This window comes from Nocardioides sp. (assembly GCA_037045645.1).
Classification (GTDB): domain Bacteria; phylum Actinomycetota; class Actinomycetes; order Propionibacteriales; family Nocardioidaceae; genus Nocardioides.
This window is the reverse complement of the sequence record JBAOIH010000009.1, coordinates 1-26,190: the sequence shown is the minus strand read 5'-3', so window position 1 is coordinate 26,190 and position 26,190 is coordinate 1. Positions and strand designations below refer to the sequence as shown.

Here is a 26,190-nt window from a genome sequence, read left to right as displayed (position 1 = left end):
TCTTGGAACGAGAAGTCAGCGCCCGCAACGCCTCAGGTGCACAGCTCCGGATCCGCGCCGCCGGGTTCGGTGCCGTGAAGACGCTGGAAGACTTCGACTTCGACGCCCAACCAACCGTCCGCCCCCAGGTCGGCGCGCTGGCATCGGGCGGGTTCCTGACCGAGGCACGCAACGTCGTCCTGCTCGGCCCGCCCGGGACCGGGAAGACCCATCTGGCCACCGCCCTGGGCGTCGCCGCCGCACGACACGGCCACCGCGTCCTGTTCGCAACCGCGACAGAGTGGGTCACCCGACTCACCGACGCCCACCGGGCCGGCAGGCTGCCCCAAGAGCTCACCCGGCTGCGCCGCTACGGGCTGATCATCGTCGACGAGGTCGGCTACCTGCCCTTCGAACAGGACGCCGCGAACCTGTTCTTCCAACTCGTGTCCAGCCGCTACGAACACGCCTCCCTGATCCTCACCATCCAACCTTCCGTTCAGCGGCTGGGGCGGCGTGTTCGGCGACCAGGCCGTCGCCGCGGCGATGATCGACCGCATCGTCCACCACGCAGATGTGCTGACGCTCAAGGGCGCCAGCTACCGACTGCGCGGCAGGGGCATCGACAGCCTGCCCAGCATCCGCGCCACCACCGACCAGACCGAGCCCTAGACTCGGCAACACCGCTCACTTTTCAAGCGCCGAGAACGACCAGCTTTGGAGCGCCGTCGACAGAGCACGCGCTCGCGGTCCTGCCGATGGAGGTCGGCAGGGACTCACCCCCGCTTGCGCGGGGAGCACCACAGCCTCCGCTGCCCCGGCGGTCACGGCGGGGACTCACCCCCGCTTGCGCGGGGAGCACCCGAGCCGGGCTTGGATCACCGGCAGCGGCACGGACTCACCCCCGCTTGCGCGGGGAGCACAACATCAGGGGTGTCCTGCCCGGCGGCCGGGGGGACTCACCCCCGCTTGCGCGGGGAGCACGCTTCGCCCCACCGCATCCCAGTGCCACCGAGGGACTCACCCCCGCTTGCGCGGGGAGCACCCCACCACAACACCGTCACCAGCGACGCCCTCGGACTCACCCCCGCTTGCGCGGGGAGCACCGACGGTCTCGCCGTCGACGGTGTTGGCGAGAGGACTCACCCCCGCTTGCGCGGGGAGCACCCTTACGGCCGCGGTCTTGCCGGACGCGCGGGAGACTCACCCCCGCTTGCGCGGGGAGCACGCGAGGGCCTCCTCGAGGGGAGGGACGACGCGGGACTCACCCCCGCTTGCGCGGGGAGCACGAGTCGTGGCCCTTGCCGGCGACGTCGTCCTTGGACTCACCCCCGCTTGCGCGGGGAGCACGTCACCATCGGCCACCCCGCCAACGGCGTCCCGGACTCACCCCCGCTTGCGCGGGGAGCACGTGGCGCCGGCGTCGAGGGACCGCTTGAGGACGGACTCACCCCCGCTTGCGCGGGGAGCACCCGCGCTCGGCGACGGATGGCGCAGCGTCTACGGACTCACCCCCGCTTGCGCGGGGAGCACCCGGACCCCATCGGGGCGTGGGAGGCGAGGCCGGACTCACCCCCGCTTGCGCGGGGAGCACGGCGGCATCGGTGCCCATGGCGAGCGGGTCTAGCGCTGGGACTCACCCCCGCTTGCGCGGGGAGCACCGGTCGGTGACCTCGGTGACGCGTGGGCCGCTGGGGACTCACCCCCGCTTGCGCGGGGAGCACAGGACCGCGCGACGCGCCGTCGCCGCGCTGGAGGTCGGACTCACCCCCGCTTGCGCGGGGAGCACTGCGTCGGCGCGGCCTGCGGCAGCGTGTCGCTCGGACTCACCCCCGCTTGCGCGGGGAGCACCGCCCGGGCGGCCGACGCTCGTCGCCCGCGGCGCGGGACTCACCCCCGCTTGCGCGGGGAGCACGCGTGGCGTGCCGGTGCATCGCCCCGGTCTCGATGGACTCACCCCCGCTTGCGCGGGGAGCACTCGAGCTCCGCGAGTACCGAGCGCTCGCGCGTCGGGGACTCACCCCCGCTTGCGCGGGGAGCACGGTCACGCGGGGCGCCCGTCACACGAGCGACACGGACTCACCCCCGCTTGCGCGGGGAGCACGACGCCGGAGTTGCCGGCAGCTCGGCAGCGCAGGGACTCACCCCCGCTTGCGCGGGGAGCACGGCGCGCCGGCGCGGCCGTCGACGCAGCGCCGTGGCTCGAGGGACTCACCCCCGCTTGCGCGGGGAGCACCCTCTTTGACCTGGTACGTTAGCGCGACACTCGCCTCCGGCTGTCACATTTTCGCGAGATCACCGGTCCGAGTGCCATCCACGGTGTCACCACGAAGGATCGGGCAGGCCTACCTGATCACCAGACATGGGGCGCCGATCGCGCCGAACGGTTACCAACTGGACGCCAGCGTGGTCGTGAACTTGGTATGGGTGAGGCCCGAAAGACTCAATGCGGAATCCCTGCTCAGAGTCGTCCTGCACAATCAGGGCGGCGTAGGCCTCGGGGACCTCGATCAATGACTCGGTGAGCATCATCCACAGATGCCTCCGGATGCGAGCACTGACCCGGCCGACATAGATGCCAGGCAGGACTTCGAGCATCCACTGGTTGAGAGCTCCGCGTAAGCCTGGCGGGAGCGAGGAGGACACCAGAGTGGTCACGACCTTCATGAGAAGCCCTCATCCCGGCCATGCCGGTTGTGCCCCGCAGGGACCAGCATGCCTCCGGAGCCCCACAGCGACAGTGCCTTCTCATCCCACTCGCCCACAGCCTCGGGTTCGACGGAGAGCAGGCGATGCACGTCATCGACGATGCGCGGCAGGAGGCGCAACAATCTGAAGTCGTCTCGCAGTTCCTCCATCACTGTGGCCCCTGGAGCAGCGGACTTGACCTGCCTGAAGGCCAGCGGAATCGTGATCTCCGCCTTGTAGAGATCAGCAAGGTCCAGGACGAATGCACGTGGGTTTCCCTGATGGATAATGCCGAGCCCAGGGCTCATTCCCAGAGCACAGACCACGGCCAGGCACAGTCCGTAGAGCGCGGTGTTGGCGTAGTTCAAGGCTTCGTTCACGGCGTCCAGAGGGCCCGTACCGTCGTAGTCGCTGCTGCGCCGTCGCCAGCCGGTCAACCGACGACGACTAGCCTCCAGTTGATAGACGGCCTTCATCCGAGCGCCTTCGATTCCGCGCAGTTGCTCCAAGCGCACCGCACTACCATCTGAGTTCCTCTCCGGAATCACCGCTTCAGGGAAGCGCATCCGGATCATCCGAGCCGCCAGCTGCGAGCGCAGTTCTGGATCGGACGAGGCCTTGGCCTGAGCGTTGAGCAACGCGGTCGAGCCCGACAGCGGCGACCACGCCGAATAGAGTCGCACAGCACCCGCCCCGGTCATCAGGATGCAACAGCCGTTGCGAGCCAGAGCGGCCGCGGCTGGCGCGCTGATCGACGTCCCCGGGCCCAGCATCAAGCAAGCGATTGCAGCGGTGGGGAGGTACGTCGTGTAGACGACACCATCCTCGGTCTCCATGCGCGTGTGGGTGCCGTTGTCGTCCTGCTCGACGCGGCAGTGATCGAGGTAGAGGAATGAGATCCGATCGCTGATCCGGGTGAGCGAGTAGGCGCCTGATCTCCCGCTGTTGGGCCTGGCCAGCGAATCGGGCGTCCTCATGAAGTGCTCCGCTTGCGCGGAGAGCATCGACTTCCGCTGGCGAACATCGAATCACCCCACGTCATCCAGACTTTCCGGTGAGACGTCGTCGGCCGTGGGAGAGACACCCGACCCGCTGGCAGACACACGCTAACGCTCGCCCACACGCACCAGCGTCAGCAGCCCGCACCCATAAGATTTGGCCCGCCCCACCCCGACCATGCGCAGGCGCTGCAGGGCCTCAGGGTCCTCGACGGTTGCGAGGCCATCGAAGGTATCGACCACGACCAGGTGAAGACCGGACATCGATCGGTCCCGGAAGTGGTTGACGATCTCCACCTCGCCCAGCGCTCCGGCAAGCTTGTCGGCCAACCACACGCCCATCTGGTCAACCGGGACAACCCGTTCGGTGCGCTTGGCGTGGGCTCGTACGCGCCGACCGCCGTCCCCCCGGGGCACTGCAGCGCCCGACTGGTTGGACCAGTCGGCGGGCGACTTCTTGTCGGCATCGGTGAAATAGCGCGTGGTGCGACTCACGGGGTTGACGGCGAGCCGGAAGGCGACTCGAGCGCCCGACTCGACGACCCAGGCACGGCGCGACACCTCGGTCGTGCGATGACTGACGGGCGTGAGCTCAGGCAACACCTGCGACTGAACCAAGACAGTCGGTTCGCCAGCCGGGCCGAGCGCATCCACGCGATAGAGAATCCCGCTCTCAGCACGCCGACGGCCAGGAGCACCCGGAAGCTTCGGGGGAAACATCCGGCTGACCGCGCGGTGTGCTGCCTTGTGGTCTGACCAGTCGACCGGCTTGCCATCCGAGCCAGTCAGGGAGACCGCTGGAAACTGAGTCCAGAAGATCCCCGTCTTGGCCGCAGTGCTGGGCTGAAGCGTCATGACAGGTTCTCCTTCACCCACGCCAGTTGGTCTTCACGAGCGCCGACAAACGCTGGGGAATAGGGGGTGGGGTGTTTAACCGCTTGGTGGCGGTCGTAATCACCATGTACGGCGTACCCCAGCAGATTCGTGCCCTGGCGATAGAGGTTGACGTGGGGCAATCTCGAGAAGACCTCTTCGACCGACCCGCGGTGCATGCCCAGCACGAACGGGAACGTGGGTGCGCAGGAGCGCCTACCAAAGTAGGGCATGAAGACCGGATTACGCAGTGCTGTGAGCCATGCCGTCGCCGTGTCATAATCACTCTCAATCGCCACGACGAACTCCGAGTGGGCAAGGAAGTCACGCCGCGAAACCGTGGTTGGGAAATTGCCGCGATCTCGGTTCGCTGGGAATCTCTCCACGCTTGCCGTCGCCACACGATGCGAACGCTCTGCGACAACGGACGCGGCATGTGGCAGCGCTGCAAGTACCTGGAAGTCCTCCGTTGCGGCGTTTCGTCGCTCGACCCGCACATGGAGTGTGTAGCGCTCCCCGATCGCCTCAAGGTCGCGGGCTGAGCCATGGCCGCGATCGACAGGACCCAGCGCAGCGCCGATCAATCCATTGAGCGCCGACTTGCGCGGCATGGCTTCCGTCGGCACCACAGAGGCCATGTTGACCTGATGGCGATATCCACTCCAGGACTGGAGTGGCGCCGCCAATCGCAACAAGAGCACGGTCACGATCCGTCGCCGCCCAGGGACTGCATGACGAGCTCGGCCACACGGCTGGCGAGTTCGTCAATCGACGCGGCGGCCTCAACTCCCTCAAGGGTGGCTGCCACCTCAGAACGGTTGAAGAGAACCGTGTCGAGGTAGTTGTCCGCGTCGTAGGTCCGCGCCTGACGCGCCTGCGCGGCAAGCGCCTGGATGGACGGTGCGGTGTAACCACCATCCGGCCCGGCCAGGACCGGCGTCTCGAACTCGTAGACGGTGCGACTGCGCTGGTTCTCCGCCAGGACCAGGACCGGCTTGGTGTGAGCGTTCGTATTGGTGAGCTTGCCTGTCGGCAGGGCCTCGATCAGCGACTTGATCAGCGCCTCGAGCTGCGCCCGCGCTGTGGTTGAGTTGATGCCCGACCAAGAGCGCACGAACTGGGCAGGGTCGATCGTGAAGGTCGAGTAGTAGACGCCCGAGGTGTAGTAGGCCAAGCCCAAGTGGCCAGCACCCGCGCTGTCGCGCTTGTCCTCGAACTCATCGACCGCCGTGAAGTAGTCGATCGTGAGCGGCATCTCATGGGTCATGACGGCGTGTGAAACAGCCACCGCTGCCTGGGTGGACTTGCTGGCCTTTGCGGCGAACATGCGTCCGAAAGCGGCGACATCCAGCGACGGCGACCTGAAGTCGAGGATGAAGTCGTCAACCGTGGGCTCCTCCGCACCATTCTGCGCGTCCACGAGCGCCTGGGCGAGGGTCTCGATCTCAGCTTCGGAGAACAGCAGAATGTTGTCCTTCTTGTCTGTCGCGGTGTCGCTGCTATCCGATTCCTCCTTCTTGCCAGCTTTGGCGAGCGACTTGACGACGGAATCCGCCGTCTTCGTGGCGACTGCCACGTCGAACGCCACCCCTGCCTGCATAGCGAAAGCTTCGGCGATTTCAACTGCCTTCTTCGCTGCGTGCGAGTCCATCGTGCGGATCGAGCTCGGCGCGTCCGGCAGCGCTTGGACAGCTTCCCGGAACGCAATGCGAGCTGGGCGCTTGATCGACTGGCTGGACAGGCGGCCGCGCTGGATGCCGCCATCGAACTGGGACTTGGGCAGCCCGTTCTGGTCGCGATTGAGGTTGTGCATCGGCAAGGCACGCAGGACGTGGACGGTGAGAAACGGCATGGTGACGGCTTTCTGTGAGGGTTCAGGCGGTGGGTGAGGGCGAGTCGCCGCTCAGGTGGAAGTCGAGGACGATCTGGGTGCGGCCCCGCGCCGCAGCGGCACTGGACTGCTTGCCCCAGCGGACGAGGACATCAGCCAAGTTGAAGAAGTTGACCGGGACGCCGTGTTCTCCGCAGCGACCGATGAGTCCGTTGAGGACCAAGGCCGCTCCGTCGACGTTGAGCAGCGGCAGGACCGCCACTTGCTGCGCGATGGAACCACCGCCCTCGATCCGGTCGAGGCGGGCGAAGGAGCGCCCCAAGGGCAGGTAGGTGCCTGACGCGGCTTGCCTCACGTCCTTGTTGATCGCCCGGATGGCCGCAGCGCGCAACTCGGCCGACCGTCGGCGGTCTCCCATCCCTCGGAGCCAAGGGGCGGCCTGGGCGATGGCCATCGCCTCGCCGGTCGGCGTGATCGCAGAGCGGATTGCCGCCAGCCAACCGGAGTAGGCATTGGACCCCGGCACGGCATTGGCTGCCACTCGCTTGTTGACGACGGCCATGAGGCTGGCGCTGACTGCCTCCTCGGGCAGCCCAGTCGGTTGTGTGTCGGTCATGCGAACTCCTGGATCTTCTTCAAGGCGCTGTAGGTGTAGCGACGGAAGTCGCCGCGAGCCTTCGCAACATCGGCCACCCGCGCGGGGGTCAGGATCGGATTGGTCGCGGCGTCGAACTCGCGGACCGCTGCGTCAGCCACACGGCGGTAGTATTTGGCCATCGAGTCCAGGGAGCCGCTAGTGACTGCGTACTCGAGGTCGGCTACGACGGGCATAATCGCGGCGTAGAACGCAGCCTGGCCCACAACGGCCAACGGTGGGGCTTTGCTGTCACCCGTGGCAGTCCGCGCGCACGACACAAAGGTGCCGCGGCATCGCGCCGCAAAGCTGAAGAGCTCTTGGATCTCGAGCAGAAGGCGGCCGTCTGCAGAGCCGAACAGCAGTGGCACTTCGTCCCAGGCCGCCCACGTACGCGTGCCCTTGCCGTCCGTCGTCTCGCTGAGGATCGAGAGATTCCAGCCTGCCTGGTCCCTCGTCGAGACGGTATGGACGCGCCCGAGAGACCGCCACTCAGCCAGGGCTCCGCTGATGCCGTAGTCCGCGCGGAACCACCGCTCGAAACCCTCGGTCGACGACAGTCGGGCACCGAATGACCCTCGTGGCTTTCGCTCGACGGTGGTGTCGCCTGTCTTTGCCTTCTTGACCGACGACACGTAAAGGCGGGTGTGGTCGTCGGCGTGGACCGCGCCCAGACTGGCCTTGTCGTCCATCTCCAGGGCGGGCACGGCGATTTCAGTGTCCTCACCCAAGACAAACCCCGCCACCTCACCTTCCACGACAACCAGCAGGGGGAGAGTCTTGGCGTAGGTGAACCTGGTGACCGACTCCTTGGCCGCTGAGCCGAAGTCGTCGGGCAGCCCTGCGTGATCGAGGTAGAGGGGCAAGTCGTCTCGATCGAGCCATCCCTCGGGCGTGTTCGCGGCAATGGTGCGGGCCAGGTTCCCCGGGTCGGACAGATGGACCGCGAACGGATTGACGTGCCAAGTGCCGGCGCTCCCCTTGAGGACCTTGCCCTTCCACGGGTCAGTCCCATTGCCGTTCTTGGTCTGGAACCACGTGGTGACCAACTGCAGGGTGATCCCTGCCGGGTCAGCCAACGAGCGCTCATCTCTTCGTACAGCCCACTGCGAGGAACTACCACCCGGAACGTGCGGGTGGAGCTGCTCGATCGGTTTGATGATGTCGAGCACCGACTTCTTGGCTGGGACTACGGCGAGCAGGTCGTCATAGGTCTTGTCCCACCGCTGGAGGAAAGGACGCTCGCCGAACAACTCGAACCTCTCCCCGAACGTGTCCCCGATCAGGTCCAGCGCATAGGTCGGGATCCGATAGGAGCCGTCCCGGTCCTCTTCGCGCACCACGCGATATGCCACGGCGAAGATGCTGGGAAGAAAACGATAGAGAGAATCCAGATCGAGAGGGGTCAAACCGGGCCCGAGTCCCGACAACTCGGGGGCACGGGCGAGCAGGTCGCGTAGCGAGAGGACGTACTCCTCACCATCGGCTCCTCGGACCGGCACCCAAGGGTCTGTCCATGCGTTGTACCTCATGGTCCTTCCTTCCGGATCAGTCCCAGGTGGGGGTGGTAGACGACTTGGCCACGCAGCAGCGCCAGGTCGAGGGGAGGGGTATGGGTCAGGGACTTCGCCATCGGGTTCCACACAGGCGATGCGAATCCGATGGCTTCTCCGACTACGGTAGTGAACGCTGCCGGAATCTTCAAGGACATGTTACCTAGTGTACTGGCTTCAACTCTGTCAAGCGCACTCACCTCGGCGGCCGTCAGCCGCGGAAACTCCACCGGCGCCGCGTGCTCCGCATCCCAATAGAAGGAGTCCCCCGACGAGTCGACGAGGATCACCCGACGCGTCTGCTGCTCGACATAGCGCGTGTTCATCAGATCGTCGTCATCGGGGATCTTCGACAGGTGGTGCAGGTCCCTCCACAGAGGGCTTGCACTAGTCGGAAGAAGTGGGCGTCCACCCAACGCGTTGCTCCTCGCCAGCGCGGCCCGGGAGCGTTGCGACGCGTTGACGCGGGCCATCCCTGCCACGAGTTCCTGGGTCGCAGCCGCGACAATGGCGTCTTGCTCCGACAACAACGCAGTCGGATCCTTGTCATAGGCGGCGTCAACCCACGGCTGGGAGAACTCGAACACGTCCACGCACGGATCACGAGCGATCTCGTTGCGCAACGTCAGCAAGGTGCGTCGCTGAATGGCCGACAGATAGGGGAGGTCGCCTCGGACCGACGTCTGCCCGTGCTCGTCGACGACGGGGACGACGCGCAGGGTGCGCCGCGCGCCTGCCTCGAGGCGGCCCCCACGCAACGGAACATCGACAAGACTCCCCTCGAACCGCCACACCCGTCCGAGACGCTGGATCAGGTCAGCAGCGGGCGCCAGGTCAGTGGCTGCAAAGTCGACATCGAAGTCGAGGGATGCCTGGATCACCTGGGTGCCGATCACGAGAACCGGCTTGGACCGGGGACCGAACCCTGCGACGTGGGCCTCATGACCGGCTCGCTCGGCCAACCGACGCTCAACCGATTGACGGTGTGCAGCCGCGAGCCCGGAGTGCAGGCACAGAACCTCGTGAGTCGTCGTGACCGCGGGGTCGTCGAGCAGCGCCGCAGCGATCTGGACGCAATCGGCAACGACGTTGGTGAAGATCGCGATCGGGCTCGTGGGATGGGAGGACGTCTTGGCTCTGGCCCAGTCAATGTGCGAAGGAACGCGCTCCTCGCGACGGCGGATCGTCGAGGGCAGTTCGACGAGTGTCGGTTGCGGCTCCCGCACGGGTGCCTGGGGAGAGCGGATCGAGTGTTCTCCATCGGTCGCCGAGACATGGACCGTGGACGGGAACTCCGAACTCAGACCGGCGACTTCGTCGGACACAGCCTCGAATGCGGCACCGCGTACGCCTGCCTTGTAGGCCTGGACCATCTGGCGCATGTGGGTGCTGGGCAGCGTGGCTGACAGCAACGTGACGCGTGCCCGGCACGCTCCCCACCAGTAGAGCAACTCGATCAGGAGGCTCGGTCTGATAGGCGTCGTAGGTGTGGACCTCGTCGAGGATCACGTGGTGGTTGGCCAGCCCGAACAACCGCAATGTGATGTGGCGACGCGCGAGTGCACCCGCGAGGACCTGATCGACTGTCGACACGACATTGGGAGCCATCAGTTTGCGGATCGCTGCGGAATACCACGTCGTGGCGTTGCCGGCGCATCCGTCATCCTCACCGCCCTCCGCGAGTGGGCGCATATGGTCGGCCATCTGGTGGGACTTGATGAGCGGAAGGGAGTCACCCGACGGCAACCTCCGCGCAATCTCCTGAAGGCGTCCCTCCATCGCGTCGGTGGTCGCGAGCGTCGGGAGACCGAAGATGAAGCCCTCCGTCGAGTCCACCGCTCCGCGCAGGAGGGCGGCCTCGGTCTTGCCGTCGCCCGTGGGGTACATGCAGATCCACAGTCCTGGGTCATCGTCGGGCGACAATGACATCGCCTCCGCCTGGAGCGGTCGAGGTGCGAAGTCACCCATCACTGCTTGCGTCATGCACTCGCGGGTCACCGTTGCGACTGGCCCAAGGGACGCAAGCACGTGCTCCTCGAACTCGGATCTGCGCTGGTGCAGCCACAGCTGCGATGCCTCGACCGACTCGTGGGGCGCCATCGCCGTCCACAACTCCTTGCCGCGCTCCACCATGATGTCGTCCGAGGCGATCCAGTCGGAGAGGGTCAGCAGTCCAGACATCGTGATGAACGGGACCAATGCAGCCGCACCATCGAGGAGCGGGACGTCACCGCAACGAAGACCGATCACGCGCTCAATGTGTGCGAGCAACTCGCCCTGTTGCTCTGCCCACCCAGCGATCATGGTGGCGTTGGTCGGGTCTAGTCCTACGGGCGTGTTATGAAATTCAGGGGCGCGCCAGTAGCCATGGTGTCCCCCCACGAGCACCCCGAGCCAACCATCCTCGCGGATTAGGTCCTCCTCCCAGGCCCACTTTCCCGTGACGATGCGGTGGGAGATGAACTCGTGGCGCCGTAGTGGGTGGATCGGGTCGGAGTTGAGCCGCTCCCTGAGACGCCAGGGCGTCGAGGGCAGGTCGAGCAACTCTTGTAGTTGCGCCGCGAAGTCCGAAGTGGCGCCAACTCGCTCTTGGTATTGGAAGAACGGATTGGCCTTGCCGATGTCGTGCAGGCCAGCGGCCAGCATCATGACCTGACGGGCTGTCGCGTCATCGACGCCGAGAATCGTGCAGATGCGCTCCCGGAGTCCCGGTCGGACCCGAGTGTCCCAGAGGATTCCTGCGACAAGGGCGGTGTCGAGGAGGTGGCACAGCAAGGGATAGGACCCGTGCACGCCGGCACATGCTCAGGGTCCTTGCCGTGGATGTTTGGGGATAGCACGATTCAGTCTTTTCTCACGTCGACGGTCAACACGCAGTGCCTTCGCCGCGCTCGGTGAATCGAGTGGTTCATCTTGGGTCACTTTCTCCCGCGGTGCCGGTTGCGCCGTATCTGCAGCAGTGCGCTCAAAGATAAAGCGGTGCACCGACACTGAGCGCGCATGAGCCCCATTTCGGCACCAAGCTCAAGAGTCGCCGAGGTACCACTCGTCTTTGATCAACAAACCCAGCGACTGCGCGTTCGGGGCTTTACCCTCAGTAGACGCGAGTGGATAGAAGATCGAGGTGTCGAGGACGTACTCCCTGATGCGGGGCGTCGTCTATGTGTCGGCAACGCTCCAAAGTGAGGCCGATGTGAACCGCCCCGGCATGTCCGGAGAGCTGATTCGTTGGAAGGATCACTCTCATGGCACGTCCCTCGAGGTACCCGACCGAGCTGCGTGAGCGCGCAGTGCGGATGGTGATGGAGTCCAGGCGGGACTATCCGCACGAGTCCGCCGTGATCAGGTCGGTCGCGGCGAAGCTGGGCATCACCTCTACTGAATCGCTGCGTAAGTGGCTGCGGCAGGCCGAGATCGACGGCGGTGTCCGCGTCGGCAAGTCCAGCGAGGAGATCGCTGAGATCAAGGCGTTGAAGAAAGAGGTCGCCGAACTGCGGCGGGCGAACGAGATCTTGAAGAGCGCTTCGGCTTTCTTCGCGGCGGAGCTCGACCGCCCCAACAGGTTCTGATCGACTACATCGAGGACCACAAGGTGGAGTTCGGGGTCGAGCCGATCTGCCGCGTGCTCAGTGAGCACGGGATCAAGATCGCTCCGTCCACCTACTACGAGGCTCGCTCACGCCGGCCTTCCAAGCAGCAGATCCGCGACGCGGAGCTGGTCGAGATCATGGTCGCCGAGCGCAACCGGCAGAAGCTGGTCGCGCGGTTTGGTGCACGCAAGATGTGGCTGCACCTGCGCGGACGGGGCCATGACGTCGCTCGATGCACCGTCGAGCGGCTCTACCGTGAACAACGCTGGGTCGGGGCGCTACGTCTGAAGAAGTTCCGGACCACCATCGGCGACCCGGCCGCCGAGCGACCACTGGACCTGGTCGATCGGCAGTTCTGGGCGAGCAGGCCCAACCAGCTATGGGTCGCCGACTTCACATATGTCGCGACCTGGTCAGGCACTGTCTACGTCGCCTTCATCTTCGACGTCTTCAGCCGTCGGATCGTGGGCTGGCGGGCCGCCACGCGGATGACGACCGACCTGGTGCTCGACACCCTTGAGCATGCGATCTGGACCCGCCAGCAGGCCGGTGTCACCGACCTTTCCGGCCTCATCCATCACACCGATGCAGGGTCTCAATACGTCAGCTTTGCCTTCACCCAGCGCCTCGTCGACGAGGGGGTCGACCCCTCAGTCGGGTCGGTTGGCGATGCCTATGACAACGCCCTCGCCGAGTCCCAGATCGGGCTCTACAAAGCCGAACTCATACGTCCTGAAGGTCCCTGGCGCGGCGTCGAACACGTCGAACTAGAGACCCTGAACTGGGTCGACTTCTTCAACAACGAGCGCCCTCACGAGGCGCTCTCCGACCTCACGCCCATGGCGGCCGAGGAACTGCACTACGCTGCAAGAAACGAGCTCACGCCAACCGGCTGAGCCACCAAACCCAGCCTCCGGACTCGCCGGGGCGGTTCAATCCGACGCTCGAAAACGAGGCCACCGGTTCGTGTTGCTTAGTCTGCCGTGTCTTGGGTTCTGATGCTGGGCAGGGTGTCGATCCCGCGGTTGCGTAGCCGGTAGGACGCGCCTTTCAAGGTGAGGACGTCGGCGTGGTGGACGACCCTGTCGATCATCGCGGCGGCAACGGCCAAGTTGCCATCGGTCAGGGACGTCAGGACGAGAGCGTGTTCGTAGCGCGATGGAGACGAGTTGGAAGAACAGGTTGGCGGCGTCTTGTTCGAAGGGCAGGTAGCCGACCTCGTCGACGATGATCAGGCCGTAGCGGCGCAGTCTGGCGAGTTCTTGTGGGAGTCGGCCGGCGCGGTGGGCGTCGGTGAGCCGGGTGACCCACTCGGTCGCGGTCGCGAACAGCACGCGATGGCCGTGATGCGCGGCCGCGATGCCCAGTCCGGTGGCCAGGTGGGTCTTGCCGGTGCCGGGCGGACCGAGCAGCACCACATTGCGGGCTTCGGTGAGGAACCCGCCCGATGCCAATGACGCGATCTGCTGGCGGACCGCGGGTTGGGCGTCGAAGTCGAACTCCTCGATCGTCTTCCTCGACCCGAAGCCGGCGGCGCGGATCCGCAGCTGGGCACCGGATGCGTTCCTGGCGGCGACCTCGCGGTCCAGCACCGCGGCAAGGTACTCCTCGTGTGTCCAGCCGGAATCTCGCGCGTGGTCTGCCAGACGGCCAGCCGATTCGGTGATCCGTGGTGCCTTCAACACCGATGCCAGGTAGGTCAACTGTTTGAGGGTGTCGTTCGTGTCGGTCTTCGCCTTGGTCGCCATCACGCCACCACCTCGTTCAGTGCGCCGTCGATGAGGCCGAAGGCGCGGTCGTAGTCGGTCAGGTCGCGAGCCAGGTCGTCGTCGACGGTGGCCGGGGTGCGGGGTCGTTGGAACTGCTCTCGCAGCACCTTCGCGGCGGCGACGTGGGCGGGGTCGGTGATCGTGATGCCGCGGGCCCAGACCCGATCGTGGGTGGCGACCAGGCGCCCTTCGTGGCGGACCTCGACGGTGGTCAGGTCGGCGTGGACGTCAACGAACCGGCCGATCACCGCGGGGTCGACCGAGTAGTCGTTGCTGTCCACGTGGACGTAGTAGTCGCGTCCCAACCGGACCCGGTTGACCCAGCCCACCGCCGGTGGCACGGGTGGCAGCGGGAGCATCGCCGCCTTGTCGGCATCGAGCAGGTCGACCGGCCGGGACTTGATCGTGCGCACCACGCGGCCGTTCGCGATGTCCAGCCAGTCGCTGAACTGGGTGTTGAAATCGGCCGGGGAAGCGAACTCGCGGCCGGGCATGAACGAGGTCTCGTAGTAGCCGTTCCTGCGTTCCACCACACCCTTGGACTCGGGGTCGTAGGGCTTCAACCGCTGCAGCGTGGTGGCCAGGGTGCCGGTGAACGCACCCACACCTTCGGCATGGCGCTTACCGCGGCCGATGCCGGTCTCGTTGTCCCAGATCAACCGGCGCGGCACCCGTCCCAACAGTTGCAGAAGCATCCACATCCCAAGCAGCAGATCGGCGGTGGTCCGGGTCGGGATCATCCGTCCGACCATGAACCTGGAGTGCGCGGCAGTGATCACCAGAACCGGCAGCAGCCTCCGGCTGCCGTCCTCGAGTGGGATCTTCTTCGGCGGGAACCACAAGTCGCACTGCGCCGCGTCCCCGGGCAGCCAGATCAACCGATCCGAGGGATCGACCGGTCGATGCTCAGGCCGCAGCCCGCGGACGTGGTCGCGGAACCAGCTGATCGACCCGGTCCAACCGACCCGCTCGGCGATCACCGTCGCCGGCATGTCCGGCGTCTTGACCAGCAGCTGCCGCACCGCCGGCTCGAACGGTGTGAACGAGGTCGCCACCGCCGGCCGCTCGTACTTCGGCGGCCCGTCCGAAGCCACCGCACGCGCGACCGTCGACCGTCCGATGCCCAACTCCCGTGCGACCTGACGCTGCGGAACACCGTCCGCAACCAGCCGCCGGATCAGAGCCCAATCCTCCACAGAGATCACCCATCCAATCTGTCTGGGTGGCCTCGTTTTCGACCGTCGCTATGGCCTCGATTTCAAGCGTCGCCGACACTATGTCGGCGCTGGACGTCAATTACGCCCAGCCCACTGGCCGCGCAGGCTGTCACCCGAACTCTCTGTCTTTGCCTTGACTCAGGTTCATACAGGCACCAAACCAGCTTGGCCTGTGAATCTGCCAACCTCGTCGACTGCGGAGGCTGGAAAAGTCGCTGACACGCAGCACCGCCAACGCTGTCTCGCATGCGACCAACTGTCTCGACCCGGGCGGGGTCGAACGATCGTCCGAAGAAGTACGCCGGTCAGCGCGGAAAGTGCGCCTCATCGAACGACTGTCCGAACGGGTGCACGTAAGAAGAGCAAAAATTGGTGGAGCCTAGGGGACTCGAACCCCTAACCCCCTGCTTGCAAAGCGGGGTGACGGGCGGTTTCACGCTCAGCATGCAACCCGCTGACCTGCGCTTTTACGGTCAGGGGTGGACATGAGTGCCCGTCAATCTGGCATACATCTGGCATACTTCGGGCCGTATGCCAGATCGATCGGAGGGGGTTCTGATGGCTCGCAGGGCCGCCGCAGGCAGTGTGCGCAAGATCCACACGAAGGCCTGTAGCCAGTTCCAGAAGTGCTCGTGCGGGGGTCGCGGAGCGCACACCAAGCCCTGCCCGAAGGCGACCCGGTGTCGCTGCGACGGCCGCTGGCAGGCCAGGGTCACTGCGCCGAACGGCTCGATCGTCAAGGCGCCCTCGACGTTCCGCGCGAAGATCGACGCCGATGAGTGGGTCAAGGCCGAACGAGGGCTGATGGAGGACCCGTCGTCCTACGTCACGGCCCACAGGCGGTTGGAGGTCGCGCAGGAGCAGGCCAGGGTCGACGCGGCCAACACGTTTGCCGTGTACGCCGAGCGCTACCTCACCTCGCGCGACCTGCGACCCAAAACCATCCGCGAATACCGAGGCCTGCTCGACCGCGTTCTGCTGCCCGCCTTCGGTGATGTGTCGTTGAAGCAGATCACCCGCGAGTCCGTCCGCACCTGGCATGCCGCGCTGCCGAAGACGACGCCTGCCGCCAACGCCGCTGCCTACCGCTTCCTGCGCTCCGTGATGGGTGCCGCAGAGGACGACGAGCTGATCGATCGCAACCCGGTGCGCATCCTGAAGGCGTCGACCGCGCGTGTGAAGAACCCACAGAAGCCCTCGCCCGTCGACGAGATGGCCACCATCGTCGACAACATGCCCGAACGACTGCGCCTCTTCATCGTGCTCGCCGCGTTCGCCGGCATGCGCGAGGGCGAGATCTTCGAGCTCCGGCGCAGCGACATAGATCCGACGGCCGGGTCGATCGCGGTCACCCGCAAGATCGAGAAGGACGCGGATCCGACCGCCGACGGCGCCTGCCCCAACTGCGGGAGGGTAATCGGGCCGCCGAAGACCGCGAGCGGCACCCGAGTCGTCCACCTGCCGCCGGCCTTCCTGCCGCTGCTCCGCTCCCACCTGCTCGCCCACACCGCCCCCGGCGCCGGGGGTCTCCTCTTCCCCGGGGAGCGCAAGGACCACATGAGCGCCCGCTACCTGCTCGACCGCTACAAGATCGCCCGCGAGGCAGCCGGCCGCCCCGACCTCACCATCCACGGCCTGCGCCACTCGGCGCTGACCCTTGCCGGGCAACACGGCGCCACCGCTGCCGAGCTCCAGGCCCGCGCCGGCCACGCTTCCCAGGCGGCCATGGCGATCTACCAGCACGCAACGATCGACCGGGATCGGCTGCTCGCCGAGAAGCTCGGGGACACCGTTGCAACGTCAAGCGCCTGGCATCGAATCCTGACGGAGATCTGAGGGGCGTTCAACCCCGCACGAGTTGCGTCAGATTGACCCCGCGCCTGCCCGTTCCGCTGACTCATCCAAGGCGATCGGCAAGGATGTGTCTCATGCCGATCTCGGACGACGTGTGGAACGATCTCGTGGATCTTGAGCCGGGTGAGCTGAAGAACTTGGGTCCTCTGCAGGAGCGGTGGGGCGAGGATGCGGTGTCGACCCTTCTGTTGACGGGCCACCTCGTTCCCGAGGGCGGCCGGGTCTCGCGGAGCAAGGTCTCCCTTGACGCCGCGACGCTGTGGGACGTGCTGCCCGACGACGGATCCACGATAGGCAACCAGAGAGCCCGCGGTGAGATCGGCTGGAAGAGCGAGCGGCGCTACGACGCCGCCAAGGCGTTGCTTCTCGCGACCGATGAAATCGTTCTCGGCCGCGGCCGAGGCGGCTCTGTCCGTCGCCGGACCGTGGGTGAGGAAAGCCCCTCTGGAAACGACCACGTGACCTCATCGACGACGAAGCCGACCCTCTCATCGATGGACGTGGCCACTCCCAAACCCAAGGCAAAGGCAAAGGCAACCAAACCTGCGAAGTCGCTGGAGCAACGTCTGTGGGACGCGGCCGACGCGCTGCGTGGCAACCAGGAGCCAAGCGAATACAAGCACGTCGTCCTCGGGCTGGTCTTCCTGAAGTACATCTCCGACCGGTTCGAGTCGCGCCGCCAAGACCTCGAGGCCGAGCTCGACCGAGGACGGCATTCCCGCCGACCGTCTTGCCGACTTCCTCGAAGCCCGCGACGAGTACGCCTCCCACAACGTCTTCTGGGTGCCCGCCGACGCCCGCTGGGAGACCATCCAGGCCACGGGCCAAGCTCCCGACGATCGGCACGCGACATCGACACCGCGATGGACCTGATCGAGAAGGAGAACCCCGTCATCCGCGGCGTCCTGCCCCGCAACTATGGACGCGAAGGGCTCGACAAGGGCCGCCTCGGCCAACTCGTCGACCTGATCGGCTCGATCGGCTTCACTGAGACCGACGACCACGGCTCCGACGACGTCCTCGGTCGGGTATACGAATACTTCCTCGGCCAGTTCGCCGGCAAGGAGACCGGCAAGGACGCCGGCGCGTTCTACACGCCGCGCTCGGTGGTCAAGACGCTGGTGGAGATGCTGGAGCCCTTCGAGGGCCGCGTCTACGACCCCGCCTGCGGCTCGGGCGGCATGTTCGTGGAGTCCGCGAAGTTCGTCGACCGCCCACGGCGGCAACACCAACAAGATCTCCGTCTACGGCCAGGAGTTCACCGACACCACCTGGCGGCTGGCCAAGATGAACCTCGCCCTGCGCGGCATCGAGGCCGACCTCGGCGAACGTTCAGCCGACTCGTTCACGCAGGATCTCCACCCGGACCTGCGGGCCGACTTCGTGCTCGCCAACCCGCCGTTCAACGTCGTCGAATTGGTGGGACGCCAAGCTCGCCGACGACCCGCGCTGGGCGTACGGCACTCCACCGGCCGGCAACGCGAACTTCGCCTGGGTGCAGCACTTCGTCCATCACCTGTCCCCGAAGGGCACGGCCGGCTTCGTCCTGGCCAACGGGTCGCTGTCGTCGAAGTCGGGCGGCGAGGGCGACATTCGTCGCAGGCTCGTCGAGGCCGACCTCGTCGACTGCATCGTGGCGATGCCCGACAAGCTGTTCTTCAACACCGGCATCCCGGTCAGCCTGTGGTTCGTCTCCAAGGACCGCCACGGCAACGGCCACCGCCAGCGCACCGGCGAAGTGCTCTTCATCGACGCCCGCAAACTCGGGCGCATGGAGACCCGGCGCCTGCGAGTCCTCGACGACGAGGACGTCGCCAAGATCGCCGACACCTACCACTCCTGGCGCAATCACGACGGCGGGTACGACGACGTCCCCGGCTTCGCCAAGGCGGCCACGCTGGATGAGATCAAGCAGCACGACTTCGTCCTCACGCCCGGGCGGTACGTCGGAGCCGCCGAAGCCGAGACCGACGACGAGCCCATCGACGAGAAGATCGCCCGGCTGACCACGGAGTTGTACGCCGAGTTCGACCGCGGACGGGAGCTTGAGGACGAGATCCGGCAACGACTGGATGGCCTTTCATGAGCTGGGGCAGCACCACCCTCGGCGAGGCTGGGCGATGGGTTTCCGGCGGCACCCCATCAACCTCCAACGAAGCATTCTGGGGTGGTGATATTCCTTGGATGAGCTCGAAGTCACTCACAATGTTCCAAGTCCGAGACTCTGATCGTCGCCTCACCACGCTCGGTGCGGCGAACGGCACCAAGTTGGTCCCAGTTGACACCATCCTGATGGTCGTCCGAGGCATGAGCCTCAAGACCGAGTTCCGAATGGGCATCACTCAACGACAGGTCGCGCTCAGCCAGGATCTCAAGGCGCTGTTGCCATCACAGTCCTTCGACCCCCTATTCCTTGCGTACTCGATCAAGGCCCGGACCGAGGACGTCCTCGACATGGTGGACGAGGCTGGGCACGGCACAGGGCGACTTCAAACCGACAGACTGTTTTCCCTTCGTCTGCCGGTCCCACCCATCGAAGAGCAGCGTGCAATCGCCGCAACCCTCGGCGCCCTCGACGACAAGATCGAGTCCAACCGCCGTGGCATTGGTACCGCTGGGGAACTGCTCGATGCGCTGGCAGATCGCGTGAGTCAGATGCTGCCCAACACGCCCCTCGGATCACTGGCTTCGCTCGCGAAACAGTCCGTGAATCCGACGGCTCTGGACGGGGCACAAGTCGCGCACTTCAGTCTCCCGGCATTCGACACTGATGCCAGGCCCGAGATCACCAGCGCTTCAACCATCAAGAGCAACAAGCTGCAGGTGGCTGACACCTCGGTCCTGGTGTCCCGGCTGAACCCTCGGATCAATCGCACATGGTGGGCAGTGCCCGTTGCGGGACTTTCCGCCCTCAGTTCGACCGAGTTCGCGGTGCTCACGGCTGGCACAGAAGTCGAACTCGCCGGGGTCTGGCTGGCGGTACGTGCCCCGTACTTCCGCGACGAACTGCCGCGTCGCGTGACCGGGACGTCAGGGAGCCATCAGCGAGTTCGGCCCGAGGACTTGCTCAGCGTTGAGGTCCCTGACACGCGCGCACTCGACAACGAGACCATGGCGACTGCGCTGCGTCTTCTCCGCCTGATCCACCAATGGCGAGCAGAGTCGTTTCGGTTGGCAGCCCTCCGCGACAAGCTTCTGCCCGAACTCCTTTCCGGCCGCATTCGGGTCCCCGAGGCGACCGATCTCGTGCAGGATGCTGTGGTCTAGGGGGAATCATGGGCAAGTCGGATTATCCGGTCAGGGAGCTGGTCGCCAAGATCGAGCGCGGCGAGCTGCAACTACCTGAGATGCAGCGCAAGTACGTCTGGACATCGACCAAAGTCAGGGACCTGCTCGACTCGTTGTATCGCGAGTATCCGTCCGGGGTGATCCTGACCTGGCAGCCCGCCGGCAAAGTCGAGACCCGCGAGTTCGCCGTGGGCACGAAGAGCGACGGAGTAGCGACTCCGCTCCTTCTGTTGGACGGCCAGCAGCGACTGACCTCACTCTCGGCAGTGCTTCGAGGCGAACCGGTGAAGGTGAGGAATCGAGTGCGCCCGGTCGAGATCCTCTTCAATCTCGACCACCCCGACGAACTCACCTTCATCACAGAGGTCGCCGACGACAATGACAGCCACGAGGATGCCGACGACTCGGACGACAGCGATTCCGACCTGATCACCCGCGTGAACCGACGCGCGTTCGTGGTGGCTAGCAACCAGGTCGCAGCCCTGCCCAATTGGGTCAAGGTGACCGACGTGTTCAAGAAGTCCGACTCAGACCTACTCATATCGGCTGGGGTGACGGGCTTCGACGACCCCAACTACGAGCGCTACTCGGGCCGGCTCCAGCAGTTGCGGTCGATCGCCGACTACTCCTACCGCGTCGACATCCTCGAACCCTCCAAGTCGTACGAGGAGGTCACGGAGATCTTCGTCCGCGTCAACTCGCTCGGCACCAAACTACGCAGCTCGGACCTGGCGCTAGCTCAGATCACCGCGAAGTGGAACGGCTCCCTCGCCTTGTTCAACGCCTACCAGTCCGACGTCGCCAAGCACGGCTTTGACCTCGACCTGGGTGTTCACCTGAAGGCGCTGATCTCGATCATCACCGGTCAGTCTCGCTTCCTCACGGTAGCGTCAATGACTCAGCCAACCCTTGAAGACGGGTGGAAGCGCACGAAGCGTGCCGTGGACTTCGCGGTCAACTTCGCTCAGCAGAACATCGGCGTCGACAGTCCTGCCCTGCTGTCCTCCCCGTTCCTGATGATCACCACGGCCTACTGGGGTGCCCAGATGGACTACAAGATCGGCGACGCCGAAGCAGCGGCCTTCCGGAAATGGTTCCTGCTGGCCAACGCCAAGGGTCGCTACTCGCGAGGCTCCACCGAAACCCTTCTGGACCAGGACCTCGCGGCTCTGAGGTCGGCCGACAAGATCGCCGCCCTCAACCAGCGCTTGGTCCAGCAGGTCGGCCGGCTGGACTTCACCGCCGCCGACCTGGAAGGCAGAACCTCACGCAGCGGGGTATTCAAGACGATGTTCCTGGCGTTCCGCGCGGACGGGGCGAAGGACTGGGCGACCAACCTGTTGATCAGCCCCAAGCTCGCCGGTCAGGCAGACAAGGTCGAGTTCCATCATGTCTTCCCGAAGGCCTTCATGAAGAAGGCTCGTCCGGACATCGAAGGCCGCGACGTCGACGACATCGCAAACCTCGCCTTCATCGGCTCGAAGACAAACAAGGACATCAGCGCCAAGGCTCCGGCCGCCTACGCTGGCACCTACTCCAAGGACCAACTCGCCCGGCAGCTCGTGGTCTTCGACGACCACAACTCCGTGCCAGAGGCGTTCGAGAAGTTCGTGGAGCAGCGGCGAGCACTCATCGCGGAACGCCTCAATGAATTCCTCGACGTGACGTCGACCTCATGACCGGGTTCGACGAGTCCGTAATCGAGGAAGCAGCCCTCGACTACCTTCGGGAGATCGGGTACTCGACGGCGTTCGGGCCCAACATCGGACCGGGTGGCATTGCGCCGGAGCGCGCGTCGTGGGAGCAGGTCTACCTGCTCGACCGGCTCACTGCAGCCGTACGCCGGATCAATCCCGACCACGCCGACCTCGTCAGACGAGGCCGATCGCCCGGCTCCAACGCGCCGAATCGCAGTCCGAGCTGCTGGAGAACGCTCGCGTCCACAAGCTCCTGGTCGCCGGCGTGCCCGTCGAGCATCGCGGTGCCGACGGTCAGGTGCGCACGGCGTACGTCCGACTCATCGACTTCGACAACCCCGCCAACAACGACTGGCTGGCCGTCAACCAGTTCACCATCGTGGGCAACAAGACCCGCCGCCCCGACGTGCTGGTGTTCGTCAACGGCATCCCGCTGGCCCTGCTGGAGTTGAAGAACCCGGCCAACGAGCACGCGACGCTGAAGAACGCCTGGAACCAGGTGCAGACCTACCGCACCGACATCCCCGCCGTGTTCACCCCCAACGCCGTTACGGTGATCTCGGACGGCACGTCTGCCGCGATGAGTTCGTTCGCGGGCGGGTTCGAGCACTACGCGCCGTGGAAGACGATCGACGGCCGCGACGTCGTCACCGACATGCGCCGGCCCTCGAAGTGCTGATCAAGGGTGTGTTCGAGCCGGCCCGGTTCCTCGACCTGGTGAAGAACTTCGTGGTCTTCTCCGACGAGCCGCACGGGCTGGTCAAGCGGGTCGCGAAGTATCACCAGTACTGGGCGGTCAACGCGGCCGTCGAGTCCACGGTCGTCGCTTCCGGTGACGACGGCGACCGGCGCGGCGGCGTCGTCTGGCACACGCAGGGGTCGGGCAAGAGCATCGAGATGCTGCTCTACGCCGCCAAGGTGATGCGTGACCCGCGGATGGGCAACCCGACGCTGGTGTTCCTCACCGACCGCAACGACCTGGACGACCAACTGTTCGGCGAGGTGTTCGCGCCGGCCGAGATCCTGCCCGAGAAGCCGGTGCAGGCCGATTCGCGCGCCGACCTGCGCACGCTGCTTCAGCGCGCTTCGGGCGGGATCGTGTTCACCACGCTCCAGAAGTTCGCACCGCTCGTGGGCGACGACACAAACCCGGTGCTCACCGACCGACGCAACGTCGTGGTCGTGGCCGACGAGGCGCACCGCTCGCAGTACGGATTCGCCGAGACCCTCACCGCTGACGGCACCCTCAAGGCGGGGCTCGCCAAGCACATGCGCGACGCCCTCCCAGGCGCGACGTTCCTCGGCTTCACCGGAACCCCGATCGAGTCCGGCGACAAGTCCACCCGCTCGGTGTTCGGCGACTACATCGACGTCTACGACCTCACCCGCGCCGTCGAGGACGGCGCCACCGTCAAGATCTACTACGAGTCCCGCCTGGCCAAGGTCGCGCTGTCCGACTCCGACATGGGCGCCCTGGACGAGCTGGCCGAGGAGATCACCAGCGAAGTCGACGAGGACGAAGCCAGCAAGGCGAAATCGAAATGGGCTCGCCTCGAAGCGGTCGTCGGCGCCGAGGACCGCCTCGACCTGATCGCAAACGACATCGTCACCCACTGGGAGAAGCGCCGCGAGGCGATGCTGGGCAAAGCGATGATCGTGACGATGTCGCGGCGCATCGCCGTACGTCTCTACGAGAAGATCGTCGCCCTGCGCCCCGACTGGCACTCCGACGACCCGGCAGCCGGGAAGATCAAGGTCGTCATGACCGGATCGGCCGCCGACCCCGCCGCGTTCCAGCCGCACATCCACTCCAAGGACGTACGCCGCGACCTCAAGGCCCGCGCCAAGGACCCGAACGACGCCGCTCGAGCTGGTGATCGTGCGCGACATGTGGCTGACCGGCTTCGACGCGCCCTCCATGCACACCATGTACGTCGACAAGACCATGCAGGGTGCCGGGCTGATGCAGGCCATCGCCCGGGTGAACCGCACCTTCCGCGACAAGCCCGGTGGTCTGGTCGTCGACTACATCGGCGTCTTCGCCAACCTCCAGAAGGCACTCATCGAATACTCGCCCTCGGACCGCGACCAGGCTGGCGTACCGATCGAGGAACTCGTCGACGCGATGCTGGAGAAGCACGACGTCGTACGCGGCCTGCTGCACGGCTGTGACTTCGACTCCTCGCCGGACCTGCCCGCGGGTCAGCGTCTTGCGGAGCACGCGAAGGTCCTCGACTTCGTGATGGCAGACCCCGACCGGCAGAAGCGTTACCTCGACCAGGTGCTCGCCCTCGTCAAGGCCTACGCCCTCGCCGGAGCCCGTGAGGAGGCAGCAGCGATCCGCAACGACGTGCGCCTCTTCGCCGACGTGCGCGCCGCGATCCTCAAGATCCTCAATCCCGACGCCGGCCGCGGCGGCGTCGGAGCCGTCGAGGTCGACACCGCCATCGGCCAACTCGTCAACGAAGCCGTCGCCGCCGACGAGGTCGTCGACATCTACAAACTCGCTGGCGTCGACACCCCCGAGATCTCGATCCTGTCCGATGAATTCCTCGAATCGCTCGCGCACAAAGACAAGCCGAATCTCCAGCTCGGCCTCCTGCGGCGCATCCTGGGTGACCGGATCAAGACGATCTCCCGTTCGAACCTGGTGCAGTCGCGCAGGTTCTCCGAGCAGCTCGAAGAGGCGATCAACAAGTACACCAACCGGTCGCTCACGACGGCCGAGATCATCGCCGAGCTCGTCGAGCTCGCCAAGGAGATGCGCGATCAGGCAAACCGGCACGAGCAACTGGGCCTGTCCGAAGCCGAGGCGGCCTTCTACGACGCGATCGTCCAGAACGACTCCGCCGTGCTCGAACTCGGCGACGAGAAGCTCAAGACGATCTCGGTCGACCTCGTGTGGTCCGTCCGCCACTCCGTGACCATCGACTGGAACTACAAGGAGTCCGTCAAGGCCGGGCTCCGCTCCAAAGTCCGCCGCCTCCTCGTCATCAACGGCTACCCACCCGACCTGGAGGAGAAGGCGATCGAGTTGGTGCTGGAGCAGGCCGAGTTGTTCGCGATTGCTGAAACTCCTGACGCTGCCGTCTGATTTGCGTGGTCATTCTCAGCGCATCAGGAGATCTCCGTGCCAGGGCAGCTACTTGACGCGACGTTTGCTTCCTGCCGCAAACTCATCTCCTGAGAAATCCCCTTGGAACAGGTCTTCGTTGAGGAGATTTAGGATCTGCTTAGTGTTCTCCGGCGTGTCGAGCACAAGTTGACCCCCAGACATGAGGACTTGCGGGTCCAGCCCGTGCCGCTTCATTCCGGCCTCCACGTCGGCAGGCGTGAGCTTCTGGATATGAGGTCGCTTGAGGATGGCCTGGAGTTTGTTCCGATGAAACTGGTTACGTTGTAGCGCTTCGTTGAGGGCGATCTCGCTGCCCGGCGCAAGGGGCAGATGCGCCGCCAAATCGGTTACCCACTCTGGAGTCTTGGCAAGAACCACGGCCGAGTGACGGAAGAGTGAGTCGAAGCCACTCTTGTTGAGGATGAGAACCCTGTCATCGGTGACGATCAAGTCATACACCTTGTCGAACGCGAAGAGTGGTTCTGTCACCTTGGTGACCTCACCACTCAAGAACCGACCGACAAGGGCCTTCGAGCCAAGCGCAACGGGGGACCGCTTGCGGATGAAAGTGACCTTCGATTCACCGGCACCCACGACGAGTGCGTAGCAAGTGAGCGAGCGTTCAGCGACGTCCGTCTCGGTCGCCAAAGGGAGGTCAGCGCCGCGCTCGAGGGTGTTGAGAAGGAGCGTGTCCTGGAGATCCGTCCGATCCGCGACGAGGTGAGTGCTGTCCTCCATGTCCACGTCAGGCGCGTAGGGGTGACCGTTCGATAGGTCGCCGGATGCCTGTTGTGCGAACTCGAGCAGGCGGTCGGCGAGATCGCCGCCGACCGCGAGGTGGGCTCCTGCGTATGCGGCACCGGTTGACCACGCGACTACTAGTTGACCAGTTCCAACGAGCGTCACCGTGTCGGCGGACATGGACCTCCTATCGTGGCGAGTCTGTCGCCCTGGGCTGCTTCTGCTCGACTCGGACGTCGCCGCCGAGCTTCGACGTTCGTACCCTATCGCCGCTGAAATGCGCCTTGCGGGTGATTAGGAAGACGGACGCACCACTGTCCGTGGATACCTGAACGATCTTCCAGCCGAGAAGAAACAGCAGTG

21 protein-coding genes, 2 pseudogenes, 1 CRISPR repeat array and 1 other annotated feature are annotated in these 26,190 nt (G+C 65.4%); of the genes and pseudogenes, 11 read left to right on the top strand and 12 right to left on the bottom strand.

Going from position 1 to position 26,190, the window contains the following annotated elements:
- Positions 1–32: 32 nt before the first annotated feature.
- Positions 33–539, bottom strand: coding sequence for a hypothetical protein (locus tag V9G04_16915; protein ID MEI2714918.1), 507 nt, complete (start codon positions 537–539; stop codon positions 33–35).
- On the opposite strand from V9G04_16915, the gene V9G04_16910 reads away from it, so the two are divergent.
- On the top strand, positions 526–651 hold the full coding sequence (locus V9G04_16910) for an ATP-binding protein (GenBank protein MEI2714917.1): 126 nt from the start codon (positions 526–528) through the stop codon (positions 649–651). The genes V9G04_16915 and V9G04_16910 overlap by 14 nt on opposite strands.
- 100 nt (positions 652–751) lie before the next feature.
- Positions 752–2,215: a CRISPR direct-repeat array (repeat unit 29 nt; unit sequence GGACTCACCCCCGCTTGCGCGGGGAGCAC).
- Between the two features lie 427 nt (positions 2,216–2,642).
- Here the strand turns inward: V9G04_16910 and cas1e are convergent.
- The 8 genes from cas1e to V9G04_16870 form a co-directional block, all read right to left on the bottom strand.
- Positions 2,643–3,644 carry a type I-E CRISPR-associated endonuclease Cas1e gene (cas1e, locus tag V9G04_16905; GenBank protein ID MEI2714916.1) on the bottom strand — a complete coding sequence of 334 codons (1,002 nt, stop codon included), beginning with the start codon at positions 3,642–3,644 and terminating at the stop codon, positions 2,643–2,645.
- Positions 3,645–3,773: 129 nt separating this feature from the next.
- Positions 3,774–4,520 carry a type I-E CRISPR-associated protein Cas6/Cse3/CasE gene (locus tag V9G04_16900; protein ID MEI2714915.1) on the bottom strand — a complete coding sequence of 249 codons (747 nt, stop codon included), beginning with the start codon at positions 4,518–4,520 and terminating at the stop codon, positions 3,774–3,776.
- Positions 4,517–5,245, bottom strand: coding sequence for a type I-E CRISPR-associated protein Cas5/CasD (cas5e, locus tag V9G04_16895; GenBank protein ID MEI2714914.1), 729 nt, complete (start codon positions 5,243–5,245; stop codon positions 4,517–4,519). The genes V9G04_16900 and cas5e overlap by 4 nt, the downstream gene beginning before the upstream one ends.
- Positions 5,242–6,390, bottom strand: coding sequence for a type I-E CRISPR-associated protein Cas7/Cse4/CasC (locus tag V9G04_16890; protein ID MEI2714913.1), 1,149 nt, complete (start codon positions 6,388–6,390; stop codon positions 5,242–5,244). Before V9G04_16890 ends, cas5e begins: the two co-directional genes overlap by 4 nt.
- Positions 6,391–6,412: 22 nt before the next feature.
- Positions 6,413–6,985 carry a type I-E CRISPR-associated protein Cse2/CasB gene (gene casB, locus V9G04_16885; protein ID MEI2714912.1) on the bottom strand — a complete coding sequence of 191 codons (573 nt, stop codon included), beginning with the start codon at positions 6,983–6,985 and terminating at the stop codon, positions 6,413–6,415.
- The gene (locus V9G04_16880; GenBank protein ID MEI2714911.1) at positions 6,982–8,535 is read right to left on the bottom strand and encodes a type I-E CRISPR-associated protein Cse1/CasA; all 1,554 of its coding nucleotides are present in this window, start codon (positions 8,533–8,535) and stop codon (positions 6,982–6,984) included. The genes casB and V9G04_16880 overlap by 4 nt, the downstream gene beginning before the upstream one ends.
- Entirely contained in the window at positions 8,532–9,782 is a 1,251-nt protein-coding gene (locus V9G04_16875) for a hypothetical protein (GenBank protein MEI2714910.1), read from the bottom strand. Before V9G04_16875 ends, V9G04_16880 begins: the two co-directional genes overlap by 4 nt.
- Positions 9,703–11,349, bottom strand: a complete 1,647-nt coding sequence (locus V9G04_16870) for a CRISPR-associated endonuclease Cas3'' (protein MEI2714909.1) — start codon at positions 11,347–11,349, stop codon at positions 9,703–9,705. The genes V9G04_16875 and V9G04_16870 overlap by 80 nt, the downstream gene beginning before the upstream one ends.
- Positions 11,350–11,801: 452 nt before the next feature.
- Here V9G04_16870 and V9G04_16865 point away from each other — a divergent pair.
- Positions 11,802–13,042, top strand: a protein-coding gene (locus V9G04_16865; GenBank protein ID MEI2714908.1) for an IS3 family transposase whose coding sequence is annotated in 2 segments (ribosomal slippage) — positions 11,802–12,084 and positions 12,084–13,042 — 1,242 coding nt in all. Because the reading frame shifts where the segments join, the coding sequence is not laid out codon by codon here.
- Positions 12,083–12,211, top strand: a sequence feature (AL1L pseudoknot). It overlaps the preceding gene by 129 nt.
- 36 nt (positions 13,043–13,078) lie before the next feature.
- Here the strand turns inward: V9G04_16865 and V9G04_16860 are convergent.
- Together V9G04_16860 and istA are read right to left on the bottom strand one after the other, a co-directional pair.
- A complete protein-coding gene (locus V9G04_16860) occupies positions 13,079–13,894 on the bottom strand; it encodes an ATP-binding protein (protein ID MEI2714907.1) in 816 nt (271 codons plus the stop codon).
- Entirely contained in the window at positions 13,894–15,120 is a 1,227-nt protein-coding gene (istA, locus tag V9G04_16855) for an IS21 family transposase (GenBank protein ID MEI2714906.1), read from the bottom strand. Before istA ends, V9G04_16860 begins: the two co-directional genes overlap by 1 nt.
- A 570-nt stretch (positions 15,121–15,690) precedes the next feature.
- Between istA and V9G04_16850 the strand changes: the two genes are divergently transcribed.
- The 9 genes and pseudogenes from V9G04_16850 to V9G04_16810 all read left to right on the top strand — a co-directional run bounded on the left by V9G04_16850 (position 15,691) and on the right by V9G04_16810 (position 25,065).
- Positions 15,691–16,968 carry a tyrosine-type recombinase/integrase gene (locus V9G04_16850; GenBank protein ID MEI2714905.1) on the top strand — a complete coding sequence of 426 codons (1,278 nt, stop codon included), beginning with the start codon at positions 15,691–15,693 and terminating at the stop codon, positions 16,966–16,968.
- Positions 16,969–17,051: 83 nt separating this feature from the next.
- Positions 17,052–18,155, top strand: a pseudogene (locus V9G04_16845) (class I SAM-dependent DNA methyltransferase).
- A gap of 67 nt (positions 18,156–18,222) precedes the next feature.
- Positions 18,223–18,336: pseudogene (locus V9G04_16840) on the top strand (N-6 DNA methylase).
- Positions 18,337–18,340: 4 nt separating this feature from the next.
- On the top strand, positions 18,341–19,072 hold the full coding sequence (locus V9G04_16835; GenBank protein MEI2714904.1) for an N-6 DNA methylase: 732 nt from the start codon (positions 18,341–18,343) through the stop codon (positions 19,070–19,072).
- Positions 19,069–20,253, top strand: coding sequence for a restriction endonuclease subunit S (locus V9G04_16830; protein ID MEI2714903.1), 1,185 nt, complete (start codon positions 19,069–19,071; stop codon positions 20,251–20,253). The genes V9G04_16835 and V9G04_16830 overlap by 4 nt, the downstream gene beginning before the upstream one ends.
- Positions 20,254–20,261: 8 nt before the next feature.
- The gene (locus V9G04_16825; GenBank protein ID MEI2714902.1) at positions 20,262–21,953 is read left to right on the top strand and encodes a DUF262 domain-containing protein; all 1,692 of its coding nucleotides are present in this window, start codon (positions 20,262–20,264) and stop codon (positions 21,951–21,953) included.
- A gap of 118 nt (positions 21,954–22,071) precedes the next feature.
- Positions 22,072–22,650, top strand: coding sequence for a type I restriction endonuclease (locus V9G04_16820; protein MEI2714901.1), 579 nt, complete (start codon positions 22,072–22,074; stop codon positions 22,648–22,650).
- Positions 22,590–24,143, top strand: a complete 1,554-nt coding sequence (locus V9G04_16815) for an HsdR family type I site-specific deoxyribonuclease (protein MEI2714900.1) — start codon at positions 22,590–22,592, stop codon at positions 24,141–24,143. The genes V9G04_16820 and V9G04_16815 overlap by 61 nt, the downstream gene beginning before the upstream one ends.
- On the top strand, positions 24,097–25,065 hold the full coding sequence (locus tag V9G04_16810; GenBank protein ID MEI2714899.1) for a DUF3387 domain-containing protein: 969 nt from the start codon (positions 24,097–24,099) through the stop codon (positions 25,063–25,065). Before V9G04_16815 ends, V9G04_16810 begins: the two co-directional genes overlap by 47 nt.
- Positions 25,066–25,113: 48 nt before the next feature.
- Here V9G04_16810 and V9G04_16805 read toward each other — a convergent pair whose 3' ends face one another.
- A complete protein-coding gene (locus V9G04_16805) occupies positions 25,114–26,007 on the bottom strand; it encodes a Kiwa anti-phage protein KwaB-like domain-containing protein (GenBank protein MEI2714898.1) in 894 nt (297 codons plus the stop codon).
- Positions 26,008–26,190 lie beyond the last annotated feature (183 nt).

Coding starts and splice junctions, on each gene's coding strand:
- V9G04_16910 (MEI2714917.1), top strand. CDS start 526: ATGATCGACCGCATCGTCCACCACGCAGATGTGCTGACGCTCAAGGGC.
- V9G04_16915 (MEI2714918.1), bottom strand. CDS start 539: ATGCGGTCGATCATCGCCGCGGCGACGGCCTGGTCGCCGAACACGCCG.
- cas1e (MEI2714916.1), bottom strand. CDS start 3,644: ATGAGGACGCCCGATTCGCTGGCCAGGCCCAACAGCGGGAGATCAGGC.
- V9G04_16900 (MEI2714915.1), bottom strand. CDS start 4,520: ATGACGCTTCAGCCCAGCACTGCGGCCAAGACGGGGATCTTCTGGACT.
- V9G04_16890 (MEI2714913.1), bottom strand. CDS start 6,390: ATGCCGTTTCTCACCGTCCACGTCCTGCGTGCCTTGCCGATGCACAAC.
- casB (MEI2714912.1), bottom strand. CDS start 6,985: ATGACCGACACACAACCGACTGGGCTGCCCGAGGAGGCAGTCAGCGCC.
- V9G04_16880 (MEI2714911.1), bottom strand. CDS start 8,535: ATGAGGTACAACGCATGGACAGACCCTTGGGTGCCGGTCCGAGGAGCC.
- V9G04_16860 (MEI2714907.1), bottom strand. CDS start 13,894: ATGGCGACCAAGGCGAAGACCGACACGAACGACACCCTCAAACAGTTG.
- V9G04_16850 (MEI2714905.1), top strand. CDS start 15,691: ATGGCTCGCAGGGCCGCCGCAGGCAGTGTGCGCAAGATCCACACGAAG.
- V9G04_16830 (MEI2714903.1), top strand. CDS start 19,069: ATGAGCTGGGGCAGCACCACCCTCGGCGAGGCTGGGCGATGGGTTTCC.
- V9G04_16825 (MEI2714902.1), top strand. CDS start 20,262: ATGGGCAAGTCGGATTATCCGGTCAGGGAGCTGGTCGCCAAGATCGAG.
- V9G04_16810 (MEI2714899.1), top strand. CDS start 24,097: ATGCTGGAGAAGCACGACGTCGTACGCGGCCTGCTGCACGGCTGTGAC.
- V9G04_16805 (MEI2714898.1), bottom strand. CDS start 26,007: ATGTCCGCCGACACGGTGACGCTCGTTGGAACTGGTCAACTAGTAGTC.